Origin of the sequence: Burkholderia diffusa, from assembly GCF_902499115.1 — a bacterium.
In the GTDB taxonomy this organism is placed as follows: Bacteria; Pseudomonadota; Gammaproteobacteria; order Burkholderiales; family Burkholderiaceae; genus Burkholderia; species Burkholderia diffusa.
The window spans coordinates 219752-238532 of record NZ_CABVPN010000001.1; the positions used below are offsets into that span (position 1 = coordinate 219752).

General features: G+C 69.5%; 20 protein-coding genes. 10 read left to right on the forward strand and 10 right to left on the reverse strand.

The annotated features are described in order from the left end of the window. Nucleotides 1-69: 69 nt before the first annotated feature. Together fabG and BTE28158_RS01020 are read right to left on the reverse strand one after the other, a co-directional pair. Nucleotides 70-786 carry a 3-oxoacyl-ACP reductase FabG gene (gene fabG, locus BTE28158_RS01015; protein ID WP_124621271.1) on the reverse strand — a complete coding sequence of 239 codons (717 nt, stop codon included), beginning with the start codon at nucleotides 784-786 and terminating at the stop codon, nucleotides 70-72. Between the two features lie 115 nt (nucleotides 787-901). Further along, entirely contained in the window at nucleotides 902-1186 is a 285-nt protein-coding gene (locus BTE28158_RS01020) for a phosphopantetheine-binding protein (protein ID WP_082722004.1), read from the reverse strand. 564 nt (nucleotides 1187-1750) lie between these two features. On the opposite strand from BTE28158_RS01020, the gene BTE28158_RS01025 reads away from it, so the two are divergent. The 10 genes from BTE28158_RS01025 (at nucleotide 1751) to BTE28158_RS01070 (ending at nucleotide 12133) form a co-directional block, all read left to right on the forward strand. Next, nucleotides 1751-2395, forward strand: coding sequence for a COG4648 family protein (locus BTE28158_RS01025; RefSeq protein ID WP_174919616.1), 645 nt, complete (start codon nucleotides 1751-1753; stop codon nucleotides 2393-2395). 65 nt (nucleotides 2396-2460) lie between these two features. Next, nucleotides 2461-4221, forward strand: coding sequence for an AMP-binding protein (locus BTE28158_RS01030; protein ID WP_151052336.1), 1761 nt, complete (start codon nucleotides 2461-2463; stop codon nucleotides 4219-4221). Further along, a complete protein-coding gene (locus BTE28158_RS01035; RefSeq protein WP_151052338.1) occupies nucleotides 4218-5192 on the forward strand; it encodes a lysophospholipid acyltransferase family protein in 975 nt (324 codons plus the stop codon). The genes BTE28158_RS01030 and BTE28158_RS01035 overlap by 4 nt, the downstream gene beginning before the upstream one ends. Beyond that, nucleotides 5189-5833, forward strand: coding sequence for a LolA-related protein (locus tag BTE28158_RS01040; protein WP_124621261.1), 645 nt, complete (start codon nucleotides 5189-5191; stop codon nucleotides 5831-5833). Before BTE28158_RS01035 ends, BTE28158_RS01040 begins: the two co-directional genes overlap by 4 nt. Continuing rightward, the gene (locus BTE28158_RS01045; protein WP_174919618.1) at nucleotides 5833-8313 is read left to right on the forward strand and encodes an MMPL family transporter; all 2481 of its coding nucleotides are present in this window, start codon (nucleotides 5833-5835) and stop codon (nucleotides 8311-8313) included. The genes BTE28158_RS01040 and BTE28158_RS01045 overlap by 1 nt, the downstream gene beginning before the upstream one ends. Continuing rightward, the gene (locus BTE28158_RS01050) at nucleotides 8310-9194 is read left to right on the forward strand and encodes a polysaccharide deacetylase family protein (RefSeq protein ID WP_174919620.1); all 885 of its coding nucleotides are present in this window, start codon (nucleotides 8310-8312) and stop codon (nucleotides 9192-9194) included. The genes BTE28158_RS01045 and BTE28158_RS01050 overlap by 4 nt, the downstream gene beginning before the upstream one ends. Nucleotides 9195-9257: 63 nt before the next feature. Continuing rightward, the gene (locus BTE28158_RS01055; protein ID WP_151052703.1) at nucleotides 9258-10481 is read left to right on the forward strand and encodes a beta-ketoacyl-[acyl-carrier-protein] synthase family protein; all 1224 of its coding nucleotides are present in this window, start codon (nucleotides 9258-9260) and stop codon (nucleotides 10479-10481) included. Further along, entirely contained in the window at nucleotides 10478-11296 is an 819-nt protein-coding gene (locus BTE28158_RS01060) for a beta-ketoacyl synthase chain length factor (protein WP_174919621.1), read from the forward strand. Before BTE28158_RS01055 ends, BTE28158_RS01060 begins: the two co-directional genes overlap by 4 nt. Then, entirely contained in the window at nucleotides 11293-11817 is a 525-nt protein-coding gene (locus tag BTE28158_RS01065) for a hotdog family protein (protein WP_151052544.1), read from the forward strand. The genes BTE28158_RS01060 and BTE28158_RS01065 overlap by 4 nt, the downstream gene beginning before the upstream one ends. Nucleotides 11818-11839: 22 nt before the next feature. Next, complete coding sequence (locus BTE28158_RS01070) at nucleotides 11840-12133, forward strand: hypothetical protein (RefSeq protein ID WP_059447900.1); 294 nt, start codon at nucleotides 11840-11842, stop codon at nucleotides 12131-12133. An 80-nt stretch (nucleotides 12134-12213) separates the two neighbouring features. Here BTE28158_RS01070 and BTE28158_RS01075 read toward each other — a convergent pair whose 3' ends face one another. The 8 genes from BTE28158_RS01075 to BTE28158_RS01110 all read right to left on the reverse strand — a co-directional run bounded on the left by BTE28158_RS01075 (nucleotide 12214) and on the right by BTE28158_RS01110 (nucleotide 18713). Next, nucleotides 12214-12414 (reverse strand): hypothetical protein, encoded by a 201-nt coding sequence (locus BTE28158_RS01075; protein WP_151052546.1) that lies wholly within the window; start codon nucleotides 12412-12414, stop codon nucleotides 12214-12216. A 197-nt stretch (nucleotides 12415-12611) separates the two neighbouring features. Next, nucleotides 12612-13355 (reverse strand): acetoacetyl-CoA reductase, encoded by a 744-nt coding sequence (gene phbB, locus BTE28158_RS01080; protein WP_124900901.1) that lies wholly within the window; start codon nucleotides 13353-13355, stop codon nucleotides 12612-12614. Nucleotides 13356-13569: 214 nt separating this feature from the next. Continuing rightward, nucleotides 13570-14751 (reverse strand): acetyl-CoA C-acetyltransferase, encoded by a 1182-nt coding sequence (locus BTE28158_RS01085; RefSeq protein ID WP_108064745.1) that lies wholly within the window; start codon nucleotides 14749-14751, stop codon nucleotides 13570-13572. A 256-nt stretch (nucleotides 14752-15007) separates the two neighbouring features. Beyond that, on the reverse strand, nucleotides 15008-15589 hold the full coding sequence (phaP, locus tag BTE28158_RS01090; RefSeq protein WP_059603023.1) for a TIGR01841 family phasin: 582 nt from the start codon (nucleotides 15587-15589) through the stop codon (nucleotides 15008-15010). 461 nt (nucleotides 15590-16050) lie between these two features. After that, the gene (locus BTE28158_RS01095; protein ID WP_059603020.1) at nucleotides 16051-16815 is read right to left on the reverse strand and encodes a ParA family protein; all 765 of its coding nucleotides are present in this window, start codon (nucleotides 16813-16815) and stop codon (nucleotides 16051-16053) included. A 71-nt stretch (nucleotides 16816-16886) separates the two neighbouring features. Continuing rightward, entirely contained in the window at nucleotides 16887-17510 is a 624-nt protein-coding gene (locus BTE28158_RS01100) for a DNA-3-methyladenine glycosylase (protein WP_124626283.1), read from the reverse strand. Further along, the gene (gene mug / locus BTE28158_RS01105) at nucleotides 17497-18048 is read right to left on the reverse strand and encodes a G/U mismatch-specific DNA glycosylase (RefSeq protein WP_151052519.1); all 552 of its coding nucleotides are present in this window, start codon (nucleotides 18046-18048) and stop codon (nucleotides 17497-17499) included. The genes BTE28158_RS01100 and mug overlap by 14 nt, the downstream gene beginning before the upstream one ends. A gap of 113 nt (nucleotides 18049-18161) precedes the next feature. Then, nucleotides 18162-18713 carry a single-stranded DNA-binding protein gene (locus tag BTE28158_RS01110; RefSeq protein ID WP_059603013.1) on the reverse strand — a complete coding sequence of 184 codons (552 nt, stop codon included), beginning with the start codon at nucleotides 18711-18713 and terminating at the stop codon, nucleotides 18162-18164. Nucleotides 18714-18781: the final 68 nt, after the last annotated feature.

The window sequence follows — 18781 nt, forward strand, 5'->3', positions numbered from 1 at the left end:
TCGCGGCGTCGTGGCCACGCGCCGCGTTGCGCGCCGTTGCTTCGCGTCAGGCCGACGCCGCGCGCGTCGTCATGCGAGCCCGCCGTTGACGGACAACACTTGTCCCGTCACATAAGCGGCCGCATCGGATACCAGATACGCGACCATCGCCGCGACTTCGTCGGGCCGGCCCGCGCGTTGCACCGGCACGAGCTGCTTGATCCGTTCGGCGGGAAATGCAGGGTCGGCCATCGGCGATTCGATAATGCCGGGCGCGACCGCATTCACCGTGATGCCGCGCGACGCGAGCTCCAGCGACAGCGACTTCGTCGCGCCGATCAGCCCCGCCTTCGCGGCCGCGTAGTTGACCTGCCCGCGGTTGCCGGTCACGCCGGCGACCGACGCGATGTTGACGATCCTGCCGCGCCGCGTGCGGATCATCGGCAGCAGCAACGGCTGCGTCACGTTGAAAAAACCGTTGAGCGTCACGTCGATCACGCTATGCCACTGCCGGCGCGACATGCCGGCCATCGGGGCGTCGTCGTGAATGCCCGCGTTGTTGACGAGGATCTGCACCGGTGCGTCGTCGATGAACGGCGCGAGCGCGGCGAGCGTCGCATCGGCGTCGGTCACGTCGAATGCAATCGCATGCGCGGTGCCGCCGGCCGCGACGATCTGCTGCGCGACCGCCTCCGCCTGCGCGAGATTCCGGTTCGCGTGCACCCAGACTTCGTGGCCGGCCTGCGCGAGCGCCGCGCAGATCGCCTGCCCGAGTGCGCCGCTGCCACCCGTTACGAGCGCCCGCATCGCATTGCTCCGTTCATGGCGTTTCCTCTCGATCGACGCGGCCGTGGTTCGTCCAGCGACCGCCTCCGCGTGCCGTCGTCGTCTGCGTGCCGCGTCGCGTTCGCGCGCGCCGCCGTCACTTGGTGCGATGCGCGGCGACGTACTCGGCGAGCGCGCCGAGCGTCGCGAAGATCTTCTGGTTGTCCGGATTGTCCGAGCGCAGCTCGAAGCCGTATTTCTTCGAGATCAGCAGCGCGATTTCCAGGATGTCGATGGAGTCGAGCCCGAAGCCCTCGCCATACAGCGGGGTCCCGGCCGTCACCGTTTCGAGCGGGACGTCTTCGAGATTCAGTTCGCCGATGATCAGCGTGGCGAGCTCTTGTTCCAGTGCGTTCATCATGCTTGCGGGCAGGCGGCCCATGGCAGCGGGAGGCACCCGGAAACGGCAATCGTCGTGCACGCCCGGCGCGTGCGAAGCGCGCGCGAATCTCCGTCCCTCCGGCGTCTGCCGGCTTCCCCGCCTGCGTTATTGGGGGTCGTTTGTAAAAGTTACGCGGATTCTAGACGATGGGTATCGGCACGTATACGGGGATTGGTTACAGACTGAAGGCCCCCGCCGCGGCCGGTTTCGGGCCCCGATCGCAGCAGACGCTTGAGCCGCTTCGGGCGGAAATGAATCGCCGCCGCGAAAGGTTCAGTGCGCTGCCATACATTCGGTTACAAAACCCGGCTGCGTCGACCTCGAACCGCCGCGCCGCGGCCCTAAAATGTGCATGCACGACAGCCGGCCCGGACACGCGTCCCGGCCGCCATTCATATGATGTTTGACGGCCCGACGAATGCGTCCGGCCGCGATCCGTCCGATGTTTCCAGCAGCCATGCCGCGCCCGTCCATTCGTCTCGCCCCGGTTTGCCCGCCCGTCCGCCGCCGCGCCGCGACGGACGACAGCAATGCGCGCACGCGCCGCGCGCCCGGAGCGCCGCGATGACCTCGCCGCTCGGCATCGCACGCGGCGTCGGCGCGGTCGCCGCGGTGGCGGCGTACCAGATCGGCGCGCACTACGCGGCCACGACTCCCGGCGCGCACGGCTTCGGCCTCGCGATGGCGCTCGTGCCGCCGCTGCTGCTCGCGCTCGGCGCGGCATTGCGCTCGCCGAGGCGTGGATGGCTGGTGCCCGCATGGCTGCTCGCCGCGGCCGCGCTGTGGGCCGCGCGCATTCCGCTCGCGCGCCATTTCGAATGGGGCCTGTATCTGGAGCACGCGAGCTTCAACCTCGCGCTGGCGCTGCTGTTCGGCCGCACGCTCGCGGCCGGCCAGGTGCCGCTGTGCACGCGCTTCGCGACCATGATCCACGGCACGATCACGCCGGCCGTCGCGATCTACACGCGGCGCATCACGTTCGCATGGACGCTGTTCTTCGTCGCGATCGCCGCCGTGTCGACGCTGCTGTTCGCGACCGCGCCGATCGTCGCATGGTCGACGTTCGCGAACTACCTGTCGCTGCCGCTCGTCGCGGTGATGTTCGCCGCCGAGCATGCGTGCCGGCGCTTCGCACTGCCGCACGACGCACGGCCGAGGATGATCGACGCGGTGCGCGCGTACCGCGCGTCGACGCAGCCGTCACGATGAATTCATGACCGGCGCGGCGCCGCATCGCGGCCGCGCCGGTGACCGTCTCCCGCTTTCGCCGATTTATGCCGACTTACCCGCTGGTGTTCCATTCCTCGCCGGACCAGGTGATTGCCTGGCGCGACGGCACGCCCGTCAGCGTGCGCGCGTTCGTCGCCGACGTCGCGCGCGTGGCCGCCGCGCTGCCCGCCGGCGGCCACGTGTTCAACGTGTGCCGCGATCGCTACCGCTTCGCCGTCAGCCTGTGCGCGGCGCTCGTCACCGGCAGGATCAGCCTGCTGCCGTCGACACACACGCCGGAGATGGTGCGCCAGCTCGCGTCGTTCGCACCGGACGCGTTCTGCCTGCACGACGCGCCGGACTGCACGATCGACCTGCCGCGCTTCGCCTATCCGGACGCCGCACCCGTCGACCTCCCCGACGACGCGCCGTGCGTGGTGCCGCAGATCGACGCGTCGCGAATCATGGCGTACGTGTTCACGTCGGGCTCGACCGGCGCGCCGGTACCGCATCGCAAGACCTGGGGCTTCCTGGTCGGCTGCGTGCGCGCGGCGGCCGACCGCCTCGGCCTGCTCGACGGCCGCGCGGCCACGCTGATCGGCACCGTGCCCGCGCAACACATGTACGGCTTCGAGTCGACGGTGCTGCTCGCACTGATCGGCGGCCTCGCGTTCAGCAACCGCCAGCCGTTCTACCCCGTCGACATTCGCGACGAACTCGCCGCGATCCCGCAGCCGCGCGTGCTCGTCACGTCGCCGATTCACCTGCGCGCACTGCTGTCGGCCGGCCATGCGCTGCCGCCGGCCGCGCTCGTGCTGTCCGCCACCGCGCCGCTGTCGGAAAAGCTCGCGTGCGAAGCCGAGGCCGCGCTCGATGCGCCGCTCGTCGAGATCTACGGCAGCACCGAGACCGGCCAGATCGCGACGCGCCGCACGTCGCAAGGCGCGACGTGGCAGCTGTTCCCCGGCATCCGCCTCGACGCACGCCCGGCACATGATGCGCCGGGCCGCGACACCGCAGGCGACGACAGCGGTCCGACCGTGTGGGCGTCGGGCGGACACGTCGAAACCCCCGTGCCGATGGGCGATGCGCTCGAACTGCTCGGCGACGGCCGGTTCCTGCTGCACGGCCGCAAGGCAGACCTCGTCAACATCGCGGGCAAACGCACGTCGCTCGCGTATCTGAATCACCAATTGAACGCGATCGCCGACGTCGTCGACGGCGTGTTCTTCATGCCGGACGACGCCACGCCGGCCGATGCCGATGCGACCCGCGAACCGGTCACGCGGCTCGTCGCGCTCGTGGTCGCGCCGACACTCGCCGCGGCCGACCTGCAGCGCGCGCTACGCGAACGGATCGATCCCGCGTTCATGCCGCGTCCGCTCGTGTTCGTCGACGCTTTGCCGCGCAACGAAACGGGCAAGCTGCCGCGCGACGTGCTCGCCGCGCTCGTCGCACGGCACACGCGGGCCGCAGCGGCCGAAGCGGACGAGCGCGCCGTGACGGCTGCGCCGCTCGCGTTCACGATTCCCGCCGATCACCCGGCGCTGCCCGGTCATTTCCCCGGTCATCCGATCGTGCCGGGCGTCGTGCTGCTCGATCACGCGATCGCCGCGCTCGGTGCGTCGCTGAACCGCCCGCTGCACACGTGGCGGCTGGCTTCCGCGAAATTCCTGAGCCCGGTCGCGCCCGGCGAGCCGCTCGATCTCGCGTTCGATGCAGCGGCCGGCGGCGCGATCCGCTTCACGCTGTGCGCCGGCGCACGCGACGTCGCCACCGGCGTGCTGTCCGCACCGGCCGCCGCGCCGGAGGGTGCACGGCCATGAAGCGCACCGCATGGGCCGAGCGCCAGGAACGCAGCAACGCGGCGTTGCTGCGCGCGATGACCTGGATCTCGCTGCGGTTCGGCCGGCGGCCGTCGCGTGTCGTGCTGCATGCCATCGCGACCTATTTCGTGCTGTTCTCGCCGGCCGCCTGCTCGGCGTCACGCGACTATCTGCGCCGCGTGCTCGGCCGTCCAGCGCGCTGGCGCGACGTGTACCGGCACGTGTTCACGTTCGCGGCGACGATCCACGACCGCGTCTACCTGATGAACGGCCGCTTCGACCTGTTCGACATCCGGCTGCATGGCGAAACGCGGGTCGACGATGCGCTCGCCGGCGGGCGCGGCGCATTCCTGATGGGCGCGCACCTCGGCAGCTTCGAAGTCGTGCGCGCGATCGGCCGCACGCGTCCGGACCTGCGCGTCGTCGTCACGATGTTCGAAGAGAACGCGCGCAAGATCAACGCGACGCTCGCCGCCGTGAACCCGGCCGCGAAACCGGACGTGATTCCGCTCGGGCAGGTCGACTCGATGCTGAAGGTGCGCGAGCGTCTCGACGCGAACTGCATGGTCGGCATGCTCGCCGACCGCACGCTGCTCGACGATGCAGCAACCTCGATGCGGCGGCTGCCGCTGCTCGGCGCACCGGCCTCGTTCCCGCTCGGGCCGCTGTACATGGCCGCGATGCTGCGGCGCCCGGTGCTGTTCATGACGGGCCTCTATCGCGACGGCAACCGCTATGACGTGCACTTCGAGACGCTCGCCGATTTCTCCGACGTGCGCCGCGACGCGCGCGCGGCGGCCGTCGACGCGGCGCTCGCGCGCTACGTCGCGCTGCTCGACAGGTATTGCCGCACGGCCCCGTACAACTGGTTCAACTATTTCGATTTCTGGCAGACCGGCACGGCCGCCGCGCGCCGCGACGATGCGCGCGCGTGCGCCAACCTGTCCGCCACGAGGGATTCCGACGCATGACCGCCGTTCTCCGCTTCCTGTCGCTGTTCCCGCTACCGTCCGCGCCCGCGCTGCGCCGCTCGGCGCGCACGTTCGCCATCACGGCCGCCGTCGCGCTCGCGCTGCCCGCGCACGCGGCCGACACCGGTTCGGCGTGGACCCTCGACCGGCTGATGTCGACGCTCGCGCAGCACAAGTCCGGACGCGCAACGTTCATCGAGACGAAGACGCTATCGATCGCCGCGCAACCGCTCGAATCGTCGGGCGAGCTCGTGTTCGTCGCGCCCGACCACCTCGAGAAGCACACGCTGAGCCCGAAGCCCGAACATCTCGTCGTCGACGGCGACATGCTCACCGTCGAGCGCAACAACCGCAAGTACACGCTCGCGCTCGCGCGCTATCCGGAACTCGGCGCGTTCATCGACAGCATCCGCGCGACGCTCGCCGGCAATCGTTACGCGCTCGAGCAGGTCTACAAGGTCGCACTCGCCGGTCGCGGCGACGACTGGACGCTGATGCTCACGCCGCTCGATTCGCGGATGCTGAAGGTCGTCAGCACGATCACGCTCGAGGGCTCGCGCGACGAGTTGCGCAGCGTCGCGATCCGGCAGGCCGACGGCGACCATTCGACGATGCGCCTGCAACCCGTCCCGGCGAAGTGATGGACGAGCGCACCCGGCCGACCGCCCCCGTCGCGCATCGCCCGTCCGCGTGGCGGCAGCGCGCCGTGCTCGTGTGGCTGGTTGCGCTCGTCGCATGCGGGATCGCGATCGCCCGTGCGAATTTCACGGCTGACCTGTCCGCATTCCTGCCGAGCGCGCCGAGCGCCGGGCAGCGCGTGCTCGTCGATCAACTGCGTGACGGCATCGTGTCGCGGCTGATCCTCGTCGCGATCGACGGCGGCGATGCGGCCACGCGCGCCGCGCTGTCGCGGCGCGTCGCCGGCACGCTGCGCGCCGACCGGCAATTCTCGGCGATCAACAACGGCGAAGCGGTCAACGACGTGCAAGACCGGCAGTTCGTGTTCGACCATCGTTATCTGCTGAGCCCGGCCGTCTCGCCGCAACGCTTCAGCGCGGGCGGCCTGCACCAGGCGCTCGGCGACAGCCTCGACCTGCTGAGCTCGTCGGCGGGCCTCGTCGCGAAGGCGATGTTGCCGCGCGACCCGACCGGCGAAGTGACCGCGCTCGTCGACCAGCTCGACAGCGGCGCGCAGCCCGCGATGCGCGATGGCGTGTGGACGTCGCGCGACGGCACGCGCGCGGTGCTGGTCGTGCAGACGGCCGCCGCCGGCTCCGACACCGACGCGCAGGCGCGCGCGATCGACGCGGTGCGCCACGCGTTCTCCGCCGCGACGCGGACGCTGTCGAACCGCGCCGCGTACACGCTCGCGATGACCGGCCCCGGCGTGTTCTCGGTCGACACGCGCGACACGATCCGGCACGACGTCGAGCGGCTGTCGACGGCGAGCGTCGTGCTGATCGTCGCGCTGCTGATGACGCTGTACCGCTCGCCGCGCACGCTCGCGCTGGGGCTGCTGCCGGTGCTGACAGGCATCGCGGCCGGCATCGCGGCGGTCAGCATCGTGTTCGGCACGGTCCACGGGCTGACGCTCGGCTTCGGCACGACACTGATCGGCGAAGCCGTCGACTATTCGATCTACCTGTTCGTGCAATCGGCGCAGGTCGGCGCGCGCGGCACCGCGCGGCCTGCCGACGCGACGCGCGCATGGGTCGCCGCGTACTGGCCGACGATCAGGCTCGGCGTGCTGACGTCCGTGTGCGGCTTTGCGTCGATGCTGTTCTCCGGTTTTCCGGGCCTCGTGCAGCTCGGGATGTACTCGATCGCCGGGTTGACGGCCGCCGCGCTCGTCACGCGCTTCGTGCTGCCTCACCTGCGCGGCGAGCACGTCGCGATTCGCGACGTGTCGCGCGTCGGCGCGGTGCTCGCGCGTGCGGCCGCCGCGGCGCCGCGGCTGCGCTGGCCGCTCGCCGTGCTCGTGCTCGCCGCGTGCGCGACGCTCGTGTTGCATCGCGACGGCCTGTGGAGCCGCGAGCTTGCAGCGCTGAGCCCCGTTCCCGCCCGCGCGCAGGCACTCGACGCACGCCTGCGCGCCGATGTCGGCGCGCCGGACGTGCGCTACCTCGTCATGATTTCCGCGCCGACCGAACAGGCCGCGCTCGAACGCGCGGAACAGGTCGCCGCGCAATTGCAGCCGCTCGTCGATCGCGGCACGCTCGCGGGCTTCGAAAGTCCCGCGCGCTATCTGCCGAGCGAAGCCGCGCAGCGCGCGCGCCAGGCGAGCCTGCCGGACGCGGACGTGCTTGCCACGCGCATGCGTGCGGCCGTCGCGAACCAGCCGATCTCGGTCCGGCCCGAGCTGTTCGCACCGTTCATCGCCGATGTCGAGACCGCACGCCGCGCGCCGCCGATCACGCGCGCGGACCTGCGCGGCACGTCGATGGCGCTCGCCGTCGACGCGCTGCTGACCGAGCGCGCGGGCCGCTGGAGCGCGATGTTGCCGCTGCGCGCGCCTGATGCCGCACGTACCGCGTCGCCGGCCACGCCGGCGCTCGACGCCGCGTCGATCCGCGGGGCGGTCGCGCGCGCCGGCGTGCCGGATGCGCTGTTCGTCGACATGAAGGCCGAGGCCGACCGCCTGTACGTGAACTACGTGCACGAGGACATCCGGCTGTCGCTCGCGGGTTTCGCGGCGATCGCCGTGCTGCTGCTGATCGCGCTGCGCTCGCCACGTCGCGTCGTGCGCGCGCTCGCGCCGCTGGTCGCGGCCGTGCTGGTGGTGACGGCCGGCTTCGCGCTCGCCGGCGTGCCGCTGACCATCCTGCATCTCGTCGGTATGCTGCTGATCGTCGCGGTCGGCTCGAACTATGCGCTGTTCTTCAACAAGCGCGACGACGCACAACCGGTCACGCCGCATACGCTCGTGTCGCTGCTGATCGCGAACCTCGCGACGGTGGCCGGCTTCGGCCTGCTCGCGATGTCGCGCGTGCCGCTGCTCGAAACCTTCGGGCTGACCGTCGGCCCTGGCGCGATGCTCGCGCTCGCGTTCGCCGCGATTCTCGCGCCACGCGCCGCAGCGACGAGCAGCGCTCGTCCCAACCTGACAGGAGCCCGCGCATGAATGCGCCGTCGTCCGTTCCACCGCGGCAGCCCGGCGATGTGCGCCGCTGGAAACCGACGCCGCTGATCGCGGGCACGGCGGCGCTGCACGCGGGCGCGCTCGCGGCCGTCGTCGCGCAACCGGCTGCATGGCCGTGGGCAGCCGGCGGCGTGGTCGCGTCGCATCTCGCGCTGACTGCCGCCGGCCTGTGGCCGCGCAGCGCGCTGCTCGGACCGAACTGGACGCGCCTGCCGGCGGGCGCCGGCCGCCGGATTGCGCTGACGATCGACGACGGCCCGGACCCCGACGTCACGCCGCGTGTGCTCGACCTGCTAGATCGTCACGATGCGCGCGCGACGTTCTTCTGCATCGGCGATCTCGCGCGCCGCCATCCGCGGTGGATCGAAGCGATCGTCGCGCGCGGCCATGCGGTCGAGAACCACAGCCAGCGGCACCGGCATACGTTCTCGCTGTCGGGGCCCGCCGCGCTGCGGCGCGAGATCGCGGCCGCGCAGCAGACGCTGACCGAGATCGCCGGCACGCGCCCGCGCTTCTTCCGCGCGCCGGCCGGCCTGCGCAATCCATTTCTCGAGCCGGTGCTGTGCGAGCTCGGCCTGCAGCTCGCCAGCTGGACGCGCCGCGGCTTCGACACGCGCGCGAGCGACGCGGACATCGTCACGCGGCGCCTGCTCGACGGTCTGGCGCCGCGCGACATCCTGCTCGTGCACGACGGCCACGCGGCACGCGACGCGCGCGGCGAACCGGTCGTGGTCGACGTGCTGCCGGCGCTGCTGCGCGCCGCCGCCGATGCGCAGTTGCAGTGGACCACGCTGCGCGCCGCGCTCGCGCCCGAATCGCCCGCCCAGCCCGGCACGCCGGCCCCCCCGTTTGATAAAATCTGACCCTGCCCGGCGCGCCCGCCAGCCCTGCTGCGGCGCCCGTTCCGGCCACCGGATACGACCCTCGTGAAACCTCTCCTGCTCTCGCACTTCACCGCCACCAGTTGCATCGGCAGCGGCCTCGATGCGACCCTCGACGCGCTGCGCAATGCACGCGGCGGGCTCACGCCGTGCGACTTCGAACGCGCCGATCTCGACACCTGGATCGGCGCGGTGGACGGCGTCGATGCGCATCCCGTGCGCACGGATCTGGCCGACTTCGACTGCCGCAACAACCGCCTCGCACAACTCGGCCTCGTCCAGGACGGCTTCGACGCACGCGTCGCGGCGGCCGTATCGCGCCATGGCGCCGCGCGCGTCGGCGTGTTCATCGGCACGAGCACGTCCGGCATCCTCGAGACCGAACGCGCGTACGCGCAACGCGATCCGGCGAGCGGCGCGCTGCCCGCAGGGTTCCGCTATGCGCACACGCACAACCCGTATTCGCCGGCCGCGTTCGTGCGCGCGTATTTCGCGCTGCGCGGGCCGGCGATGGCGATCTCGTCAGCGTGTTCGTCCGGCGCGAAGGTATTCGGCTCCGCGCGCCGGATGATCGAAGCGGGGCTGATCGATGCGGCCGTCGTCGGCGGCGTCGATTCGCTGTGCCTGACGACGCTGTACGGCTTCAATTCGCTCGAACTGCTGTCGCGCAGGCCGTGCCGGCCGTTCGACGTCGCGCGCGACGGCATCTCGATCGGCGAAGCGGCTGCGTTCGCGCTGCTCGAACGCGTGCCGGATACACGCGCCGCGCTCGACGACGACGCGATCCTGCTGCTCGGCATCGGCGAATCGAGCGATGCGCATCACATGTCGTCGCCGCATCCGGAAGGGCTCGGCGCGCGCATCGCGATCGAACAGGCACTCGCGTCGGCCGGCCTCGCGGCAGGCGACATCGACTACGTGAACCTGCACGGCACCGCGACGCCCAGCAACGATGCCGCCGAAAGCCGCGCCGTCGGCGCGCTGCTCGCGCGCACGCCGTGCAGCTCGACGAAGGGGGCGACCGGGCACACGCTCGGTGCGGCCGGCGCGCTCGAAGCGGTCGTCGCCGCGATCGCGCTGCGCGAGCAGTTCGTGCCGGCCGGCGTCAACACGACGCAGCCCGACCGGGCGCTGGCCACCGACTACGTGCTCGCGAGCCGCGCGGCGCGCGTGCGTGCGGTCCTGTCGAATTCGTTCGGATTCGGCGGCACGAACTGCAGCCTGATCCTCGGCCGCGCCGAGCATGCCCGCCGCCGGGAGCCGACATGACCCTCACCGCCTTCATCGAAAGTGTCGGCCTCGTCGGGCCGGGATTGAACGACTGGCCGCACGCGGCCGACGTGCTCGCGGGCCGCGCGGCCTATGCGAGCGCGCGCACCGTGCTGCCGCCTCCCGCCAGCCTGCCGCCGGCGGAACGCCGCCGCACCGGCCCCGTCGTGCGCGTCGCGCTTGCGGTCGGCCTCGAGGCGGCAGCCGCGAGCGGGCGCGATGCCGCCACGCTCGCGACCGTGTTCAGCGCGTCCGGCGGCGACGGTCAGAACTGCCACGCGATCTGCGAGACCCTCGCCGGCGACGATCGCCACCTGTCGCCCACCCGCTTTCACAACTCCGTGCACAACGCGCCGGCCGGCTACTGGAGCATCGCGACCCGCGCGATGGCGACGTCGAACGTGCTGTGCGCTCACGACGGCAGCTTTGCCGCGGGCTTGCTGGAGAGCCTGTGCCAGGTCGCGGTCGATCATGTGCCGAGCCTGCTGATCGCCTACGACACCGACTATCCGGAGCCGCTGCGTGCGGTGCGACCGATCGTGGACGCATTCGGCGTCGCGCTCGTGCTCGTGCCCGACGCGAGCGAACGCACGCTCGCGCGCATCGACGTGCGGCTCACCGACGCGCCGGCGACGACGCTCGCGAACCCCGAACTCGACGCGCTGCGCACCGGCAATCCGGCCGCGCGCGCACTGCCGCTGCTCGACGCGCTCGCGGCTTGGCACACGGCGAGCGTCGTGCTCGACTATCTGGACGATACACGCGTGCAGGTCGATATCGCGCTGGCGAATCCCGCGGCGGAGCACGCGCAATGACGACGCCGACGCCCGCGCTGACGACGGCAACGCTCGATCGCGCATGGATCGCCGCGCACATTCCGCACGAAGGCGCGATGTGCTTGCTCGATCGCGTCGAAGCATGGGATGCCGTGCGGATCCGCTGCAGCGCGACGAGCCATCGCGATCCGCACAACCCGCTTCGCTCGCACGGCCGGCTCGCATCGGTCTGCGGAATCGAATACGCGGCACAGGCGATGGCCGTGCATGGCGCGCTGGTCGGTACGCAACACGCGCAAACGGAACCTGCGCGGCCGCGCGCCGGCTATCTGGCGAGCGTGCGCAACGTCGACGCGTTCGTCGATCGGCTCGACACGTTCGAGCTGCCGCTGATCGTCGACGCCGAGCGCATCGGCGGCGACGACCGCTCCGTGCTGTACGGCTTCACGCTGCGCTGCGGCGAGCGCGTGCTGCTCGGCGGCCGCGCCGCGGTGATGCTCGATGCATCGGCGGCCGGCGTATTCGTTCCGCCGCCTGCCGGCGGCGCGGACCCTCGATGACTAGCCCCAAGGAAACCAGGTCGTGAAAGCACGTCAGTTCATTTGCACCGCGTTCGTTCTCGCGTTGATCAGCCCGATCGCGCACGCGGACATGTCGGAAGTGAAGCAGGACATCAAGCGCGATTCGAAAGAAGCTGCGCACAAGACCGGCGAGGCCGCGCGAAGCTTCGGCCACGCAACCGCGAGCGCCGCGAAGACGGTCGGCCACGGCATCGCGCACGCGTCGCGCGAGGGCTGGGATGCCACCAAGCGCACGACGAAGCGGATCTTCCACAAGAACGATTCGGGCGAAGGTTCGGCGAAAAGCAGCGATTGACCGCGGGCGTTCCGCGTACCGCACACGAACGCGCGCGATGCGGCACGACGCGTGAACGCGCCGTTGCCGCACCGCCGCCGTCAGCGCGCGCCGCTACGCGTGCGACGCGCCGGCCCGCGCGCGAGTCGCTTGCCATACGCGACGAGCCAGCAATCGAGAGGATCGAAGTTGCGCAGCCGCCGCGCACGGCGCCGCTCGAGCCAGTGAAGCGCGATCGCCATCGTCAGCGCGACGGCCAGTGCCGAGCCGCCGATCGCGAGTCCCATCCAGGTGTCACCCATGCCTCCTCCAGAATGCGAGGCCGGGGCGGCGCGCGTGCCGCGCCGCGGTAGTCGGAACGCGGGCGCACACGGCCCGCCGCATGCGCGGCGAACCTGCGTCCGTGATCCGTCACCGCGCGCATGCCGCGCCATCCCGGCGCTGGATACAGCGGAAGCACGGCCCGGGCGCGCGCGAACGCCGCCCGGGCCGCCGCACGTCAGTGCATGTGCTGGCCGCCGTTGATCGCGATGTTGGAGCCCGTCACGAAGCCGGCCTCCTCCGAGCACAGATACGCGATCAGCGCCGCGACTTCCTCGGGTTGACCGAGCCGTCCCGCCGGAATCTGCGGAAGGATCTTCGTATCGAGGATGTCCTGCGGGATCGCCGTCACCATCTTCGTCGCGAGGTAGCCCGGCGATACCGTATTCACCGTCACGCCCTTGCGCGCGATCTCGAGCGCGAGCGATTTCGTGAAGCCGTGCATGCCGGCCTTCGCGGCCGCGTAGTTGGTCTGGCCGACCGAGCCCTTCGAGCCGTTGACCGACGAGATGTTGACAATGCGTCCCCAGCCGCGCTCGACCATGCCGTCGCAGACCGGCTTCGTCATGTTGAACACGGAATCGAGGTTGGTGCGGATCACCGCATCCCAGTTGACCTTGTCGAGCTTGCGCAGCGTCATGTCGCGCGTGATGCCCGCGTTGTTCACCAGGATGTCGACCGGGCCGACGTCCCGCACGATCGTGTCGATGCACTGCTGGCACGAATCGTGGTCGGCCACGTCCACCGGATACGCATGGAATTCGCGGCCGGCCGCATGCATTTCCGTCAGCCAGCGATCGGCGCCCGCGTTGTTCGGCGAATACGTGACGACGACCCGGTGGCCCGCATCGTTCAACCGGATGCTGATCGCTTCGCCGAGGCCGCCCATTCCACCAGTCACAACTGCAATTCGCTTAGTCATCCTATAAGTTACCGACAAAAAGGTAGTCAATGATGCGGAGCGACGGCATGGCACATGCTGCCGCCCCACCGCTGCGATGCGCTGGCACCCGCAAGGCGGGCGCGGCGCACCGGTACATCACGCTTGTTGTTGGTTGCTTGTTCCGCGCGAAGGTTGCTGCGCACGCGGGCGGCACCGGCCGGCGCCGTCCGCGTGCAATATCGTCAGACCCTGCTCAACCGCGTTCGACCGCGAGCGCGACGCCCATCCCGCCACCGATGCACAGCGACGCCAGCCCGCGCTTCGCATCGCGCTTGACCATCTCGTGCAGCAGCGTCACCAGGATCCGGCAGCCCGACGCGCCGATCGGGTGACCGATCGCGATCGCCCCGCCGTTCACGTTCACCTTCGACGTGTCCCAGCCCATCTGCTTGTGCACCGCCAGCGCCTGCGCCGCGAATGCCTCGTTGATTTCCATCAGGTCCAGGTCGCCCGGCGTCCAGCCCGCACGCTCCAGGCAACGGCGCGAGGCCGGCACCGGACCCATGCCCATCACGCTCGGATCCACGCCCGCGTTCGCGTATGCCTTGATCCGCGCAAGCGGCGTCAGGCCCAGCGCTGCCGCCTTCTGCGCCGACATCACCAGCACCGCCGCCGCGCCATCATTCAGCCCCGACGCGTTCGCCGCCGTCACCGAGCCGTCCTTCGAGAACGCCGGCTTCAGCCCCGCCAGCGATTCCGCCGTCACGCCGTGACGCACGAACTCGTCAGTCGCGAACTGCAGCGGCTCGCCCTTGCGCTGCGGAATCGACACCGGCACGATCTCCGCATCGAAGCGCCCGGCCTTCTGCGCGGCTTCCGCCTTGTTCTGCGACAGCGCCGCGAACGCGTCCTGCTCCTCGCGCGTGATCCCGTATTCCTTCGCGACGTTCTCCGCCGTGATGCCCATGTGGTACTGGTTGTACACGTCCCACAGGCCGTCCACGATCATCGTGTCGACCAGCTTCGCGTCGCCCATCCGGAACCCGTCGCGCGAGCCCGGCAGCACGTGCGGCGCCGCGCTCATGTTTTCCTGGCCGCCCGCGATCACGATGTCCGCGTCGCCCGCCACGATCGCGTTCGCCGCCAGCATCACGGCCTTCAGGCCCGAGCCGCACACCTTGTTGATCGTCATGCCCGGCACCGCGGTCGGCAGGCCGGCCTTGATCAGCGATTGGCGCGCCGGGTTCTGCCCCGAACCCGCCGCCAGCACCTGGCCCATGATCACTTCGCTCACCTGCTCGGGCTTCACGCCCGAACGCTCCAGCACCGCGCGAATCACCGTCGCCCCCAGCTCCGGTGCCGCGATCTTCGCGAGCGAACCGCCGAATTTGCCGACCGCGGTCCGCGCGGCCGATACGATCACTACGTCCGTCATGTTCTCTTCCTGCATTGAAATCAGTGGGTCGATCCGTATTGCGTGCCGGTACCGCGCGGCGGCGGCGCGTGAGCGCCGTGCGGCCGGCGATGCGGCTGCACGTTCGCACGCTCACGCGTGCCGCTCATCCGCCCGCCCCGACCGTGTCCGGGCACGCTGCGGCGGCCGGACATACGCCGAACGCCACGCGGCACACGCGGCGGCCGGCGCCCGCCGGCGCCGCTCAATCAGTGTCGCGCCAGCGCGCGACATGCGCTTATGCGGCCGATTCGCGCGAAGCGGTTTCCTTGCGAGCGGCGGCGGCGGTCTGCTTGGCACCGCGGGCCGTCGTTTCGCTGACTGCGTCGAAACCGCTTTGCGCGGCTTCGATCGCCTGCCCCGTCGCTGCACGCACGGAGTCGGCCGCGGCCGTCGCCGCGGACAGCGCCGAATTCAGCGCGGCGACCACGGCGCCCGAACCCGCCGGCGCATGCTTCGTCAACTCGCCGACCACTTCCTTCACGCGCTGGTCGTTCTGTTCGTACTGAGCCTGGGCAACCTTCGCCCACTCGGCCTGAGTCGACACGGCAATATCGAACAGATGGCGACCGTATGCGACGGCCTTGCCGGCGGCTTCCTGCGGTGCGGCGACTTGCTGCGCGAAGCCTGCAGCCGGGTTGCTCGCGTTGAACGCGTTCTTCAGCTTGTCCTCGTATTCCTGGAGCGCCGTCTTGGCCGCTTGCAGGTTGAGTTCGACGACTGCCTCGAAACCATTGATTGCCGGACGGGCAATCGCGAACCATGCGGCGATTCCGGACTGATAATCGGCGGCGAATTTTTCGGGGGCAAATACGGACATCGGGCACGCTCCTGTTGGCAATGCGAGAGACGACGTAAAGAAAATGGAAGTCAGATCGAGGGCCTGCTTCCTTATTCACAACCCTCAGGCACGATTGATTGTGAAGAGTTGAGGATGGCCATTTTAGATGGATTAATTGTCAATTAAGTGGCATTAATACTAGGTGAAAACCCTTAAATGTCGAAGTGACCGCTTCATGACGGCGCTTGTTAATAATGGGGTCGCCTCGCAACACCTTGCCTGACAATGACTTTTACTTTTTTACAGCATAACCCACCGTAGCCAGCCGCAACATTTACCCCGTCATTATTCCCGTTATTAGAAAAAGGGCGCGCATTGAAAACGGGACAGATGATTATGTAATCGTTTTTCCAGATTTATTTTGAAATCGTTTCCGGGATTATTAATGGCGAATTCAATGATCGTATATGAATTGCCGGGAGGGGGCTGCGGCGACCCCCTCACCCGACCAGTTCGCGATGCAGTGCCCGAAACTCCTGCGCGAGCTTGTGCGCCGGCTCGAGATGAATCACCGGCGTCGACTGCTGATGCGACTCGCGGATCTTCACCGACGCCGACAGCCGCGACGCCAGCACCGGCAGGCCTTCCTCGACGAGTTCGTCGACCAGCCGCTGCGGCAGGCTCGCGCGCGGCTGGAACTGGTTGATGACGATCCCTTCGACCTCGAGCGCCGCGTTGTGGTCCTGCTGGATTTCCTTCACGTTCTCGAGCAGCGTGTACAGGGCCCGACGCGAGAAGTCGTCGCAGTCGAATGGAATCAGGCAACGCTCGACCGCGATCAGCGCCGAGCGCGTGTAAAAATTCAGCGCGGGCGGCGTGTCGATGTAGACGGCATCGTAGGTGTCGAGCTCGTTGAGCGCATCGCGCAGCTTGTAAATCTTGTAGCGCGATTCGAGCTTGCCGTGCAGCGCGTCGAGGTCCGGATGCGCAGGCATCACGTCGAGCCCGTCGAACGGCGTCGGATGGATGAACGAGGCAACGTCGACCGGCCGGAAGTTGAACGTCAGCGCGGTCTCGAAGAATTCGGCGACGCCGGGATGCGCGTCGGCCGCGCGGTCGCCGAGCAGGTAGCGCGTGGAATTCGCCTGCGCGTCGAGGTCGATGACGAGCGTGCGCAGCCCTTCGCTCGCGCTGATCGCCGCCAGGTTGCAGACGATCGTCGACTTGCCCACACCGCCCTTCTGGTTGAATACGACCCGCCGCATGGTGTCTCCTTCGATCGAAACGTCGAAAGGACGAGCTTAGCCGGTCAATCGTGGCGACCGCGTGACATACGTCAGATGCGCGGCAGCGGTCCCGACACATGACGGTTGCCGGGCACGCTCCATCGCCAGGGCAGCTCCTGGCCGACGCGAATGCCGACGCGCGGCCCGCCCGCCAGGTTCGCGGGCGGCGCCATGCCGTCATCCACGAGCGCGAAACCTTCAAGCGCGGCGACCAGATCGACCCCGTCCTGCGCGCCGGCGATGCCGAGTGCCTGGGTCAGCCGCGCGGGCCCCCGGCACAGATCGCGGTCGCGCGTCAGCGGCGGCCGGGCCGCACGCATCCGTTCGAGCCCGTGCAGCGGCTCCAGCGCACGGATCAGCACGCCCGTCCCGGCGCCTTGCGGACCGCACACGCAGTTGCAGCACCAGTGCATGCCATAGGTGAAATAGACGTACATATGCCCGGGCGGCCCGAACATCGTCGCATTGCGCGGCGTTTTGCCGCGGTAGGTGTGCGCGGCCGGGTCGATCGCACCCGCATAGGCCTCCACTTCGACGATCCGGCCGGCACGGCCGTCCGCTGCCGCCAGGATCTTGTTCAGCAGTTGCGGTGCGACTTCGGTGGCCGCGCGATCGAAGAACGCGCGCGGCAACAGCGCGCCCGGCCAGCACGACGCGGGCTTATTGCTCGGCATCCGACGTCCCCTTCTGCCGGCGGCCCGAAACGGCTTGCGCCGCTTCTCGTAGCTCGCGATACGCGTCGACCAGGTCGTCGATGCCGAATGCGCGGTTCCTGCCGCTCGGATTCGGCAGGATCCAGACGGTCGCGCGCTGCATGTGCTCGGCTTGCCGGCCCCACGTGATCTCGCGTCGTCCGGAGAGCGCGGCGTACGCGGCCTTGCCCAGGAACGCGACGAAGCGCGGCGCGTAATGCACGATCTTCTGCTCGAGGACGGCCACCTCGGCGACGAATTCCGCGTGCGACAACTGATCGGCGCTCGCGGTCGGTCGCGGTACGACCGCGGTCAGCCCGCATCCGTACGCGAGGATCGTCCGGTCGTCCCTCGGCGCGATTTCGTCCGGCGTGAAGCCCGCGAGATGCAGCACGCGCCAGAAGCGGTTGTTCCTGCCCGCGAAGTGATGCCCTGTCGCGGCGGCGGTCATGCCGGGGTTGATCCCGCAGAACAGCACATCGAGCCGCGGGGCGATGAGGTCGGGGAGCGCGTCAGCCACTGGCGGTCTCCGGGGCGCGGGGCGTAAACGGAAAAAGACCCGAAGGTCCGTGCCAAGCGATTGGCTTGACTCGGACATTCGGGCCCATTCCGGTGCGGGATGCCGACGTTCCGTCAGAACGGAATATCGTCGTCCATCTCGTCGAAACCGCCGCCTGCCGGCGCGCTCGGACGGCTCTGACCGCCGCCTGCACCGCCGCGCGGCGCACCGCCGGCACGGCCGCCGCCACCGCCGCGTTCCATCTGTTCGCCGCCGCGACCGCCGCCACCACCACCGTAGCCGCCGCCGTAACCGCCTTCGTCACCGCCGCCACCGCCGCCGCCCGAACCGCCGCGGCCGCCGAGCATTTGCATCTGGTCGGCGACGATTTCGGTCGAATAGCGATCCTGGCCGTCCTGGCCCTGCCACTTGCGCGTGCGGATACGGCCTTCGATATAGACCGACGAACCCTTCTTCAGGTATTCGCTGACGATTTCAGCGAGACGGCCGAAAAACGCGACGCGGTGCCACTCGGTCATTTCCTTGAAATCGCCGCTTGCCTTGTCCTTGTAGCGATCGGTCGTCGCGAGACGGATGTTCGCAACCGCGTCGCCGCTCGGCAGGTAACGGACTTCAGGATCGGCGCCGAGATTGCCGACGAGGATGACCTTGTTGACGGATGCCATGTGTTTCTCCAGTAAATTCGATGCCGGGCCGCCCGCGAATATCGTCGGAGCGGCCCGCCGGGCAAGCC

What these genes read in the sequence shown, in the direction of transcription:
- fabG (WP_124621271.1), bottom strand. Translation starts at nt 786, where the DNA reads ATGCGGGCGCTCGTAACGGGTGGCAGCGGCGCACTCGGGCAGGCGATC.
- BTE28158_RS01020 (WP_082722004.1), bottom strand. Translation starts at nt 1,186, where the DNA reads ATGGGCCGCCTGCCCGCAAGCATGATGAACGCACTGGAACAAGAGCTC.
- BTE28158_RS01025 (WP_174919616.1), top strand. Translation starts at nt 1,751, where the DNA reads ATGACCTCGCCGCTCGGCATCGCACGCGGCGTCGGCGCGGTCGCCGCG.
- BTE28158_RS01030 (WP_151052336.1), top strand. Translation starts at nt 2,461, where the DNA reads ATGCCGACTTACCCGCTGGTGTTCCATTCCTCGCCGGACCAGGTGATT.
- BTE28158_RS01035 (WP_151052338.1), top strand. Translation starts at nt 4,218, where the DNA reads ATGAAGCGCACCGCATGGGCCGAGCGCCAGGAACGCAGCAACGCGGCG.
- BTE28158_RS01040 (WP_124621261.1), top strand. Translation starts at nt 5,189, where the DNA reads ATGACCGCCGTTCTCCGCTTCCTGTCGCTGTTCCCGCTACCGTCCGCG.
- BTE28158_RS01045 (WP_174919618.1), top strand. Translation starts at nt 5,833, where the DNA reads ATGGACGAGCGCACCCGGCCGACCGCCCCCGTCGCGCATCGCCCGTCC.
- BTE28158_RS01050 (WP_174919620.1), top strand. Translation starts at nt 8,310, where the DNA reads ATGAATGCGCCGTCGTCCGTTCCACCGCGGCAGCCCGGCGATGTGCGC.
- BTE28158_RS01060 (WP_174919621.1), top strand. Translation starts at nt 10,478, where the DNA reads ATGACCCTCACCGCCTTCATCGAAAGTGTCGGCCTCGTCGGGCCGGGA.
- BTE28158_RS01065 (WP_151052544.1), top strand. Translation starts at nt 11,293, where the DNA reads ATGACGACGCCGACGCCCGCGCTGACGACGGCAACGCTCGATCGCGCA.
- BTE28158_RS01075 (WP_151052546.1), bottom strand. Translation starts at nt 12,414, where the DNA reads ATGGGTGACACCTGGATGGGACTCGCGATCGGCGGCTCGGCACTGGCC.
- phbB (WP_124900901.1), bottom strand. Translation starts at nt 13,355, where the DNA reads ATGACTAAGCGAATTGCAGTTGTGACTGGTGGAATGGGCGGCCTCGGC.
- BTE28158_RS01085 (WP_108064745.1), bottom strand. Translation starts at nt 14,751, where the DNA reads ATGACGGACGTAGTGATCGTATCGGCCGCGCGGACCGCGGTCGGCAAA.
- phaP (WP_059603023.1), bottom strand. Translation starts at nt 15,589, where the DNA reads ATGTCCGTATTTGCCCCCGAAAAATTCGCCGCCGATTATCAGTCCGGA.
- BTE28158_RS01095 (WP_059603020.1), bottom strand. Translation starts at nt 16,815, where the DNA reads ATGCGGCGGGTCGTATTCAACCAGAAGGGCGGTGTGGGCAAGTCGACG.
- BTE28158_RS01100 (WP_124626283.1), bottom strand. Translation starts at nt 17,510, where the DNA reads ATGCCGAGCAATAAGCCCGCGTCGTGCTGGCCGGGCGCGCTGTTGCCG.
- BTE28158_RS01110 (WP_059603013.1), bottom strand. Translation starts at nt 18,713, where the DNA reads ATGGCATCCGTCAACAAGGTCATCCTCGTCGGCAATCTCGGCGCCGAT.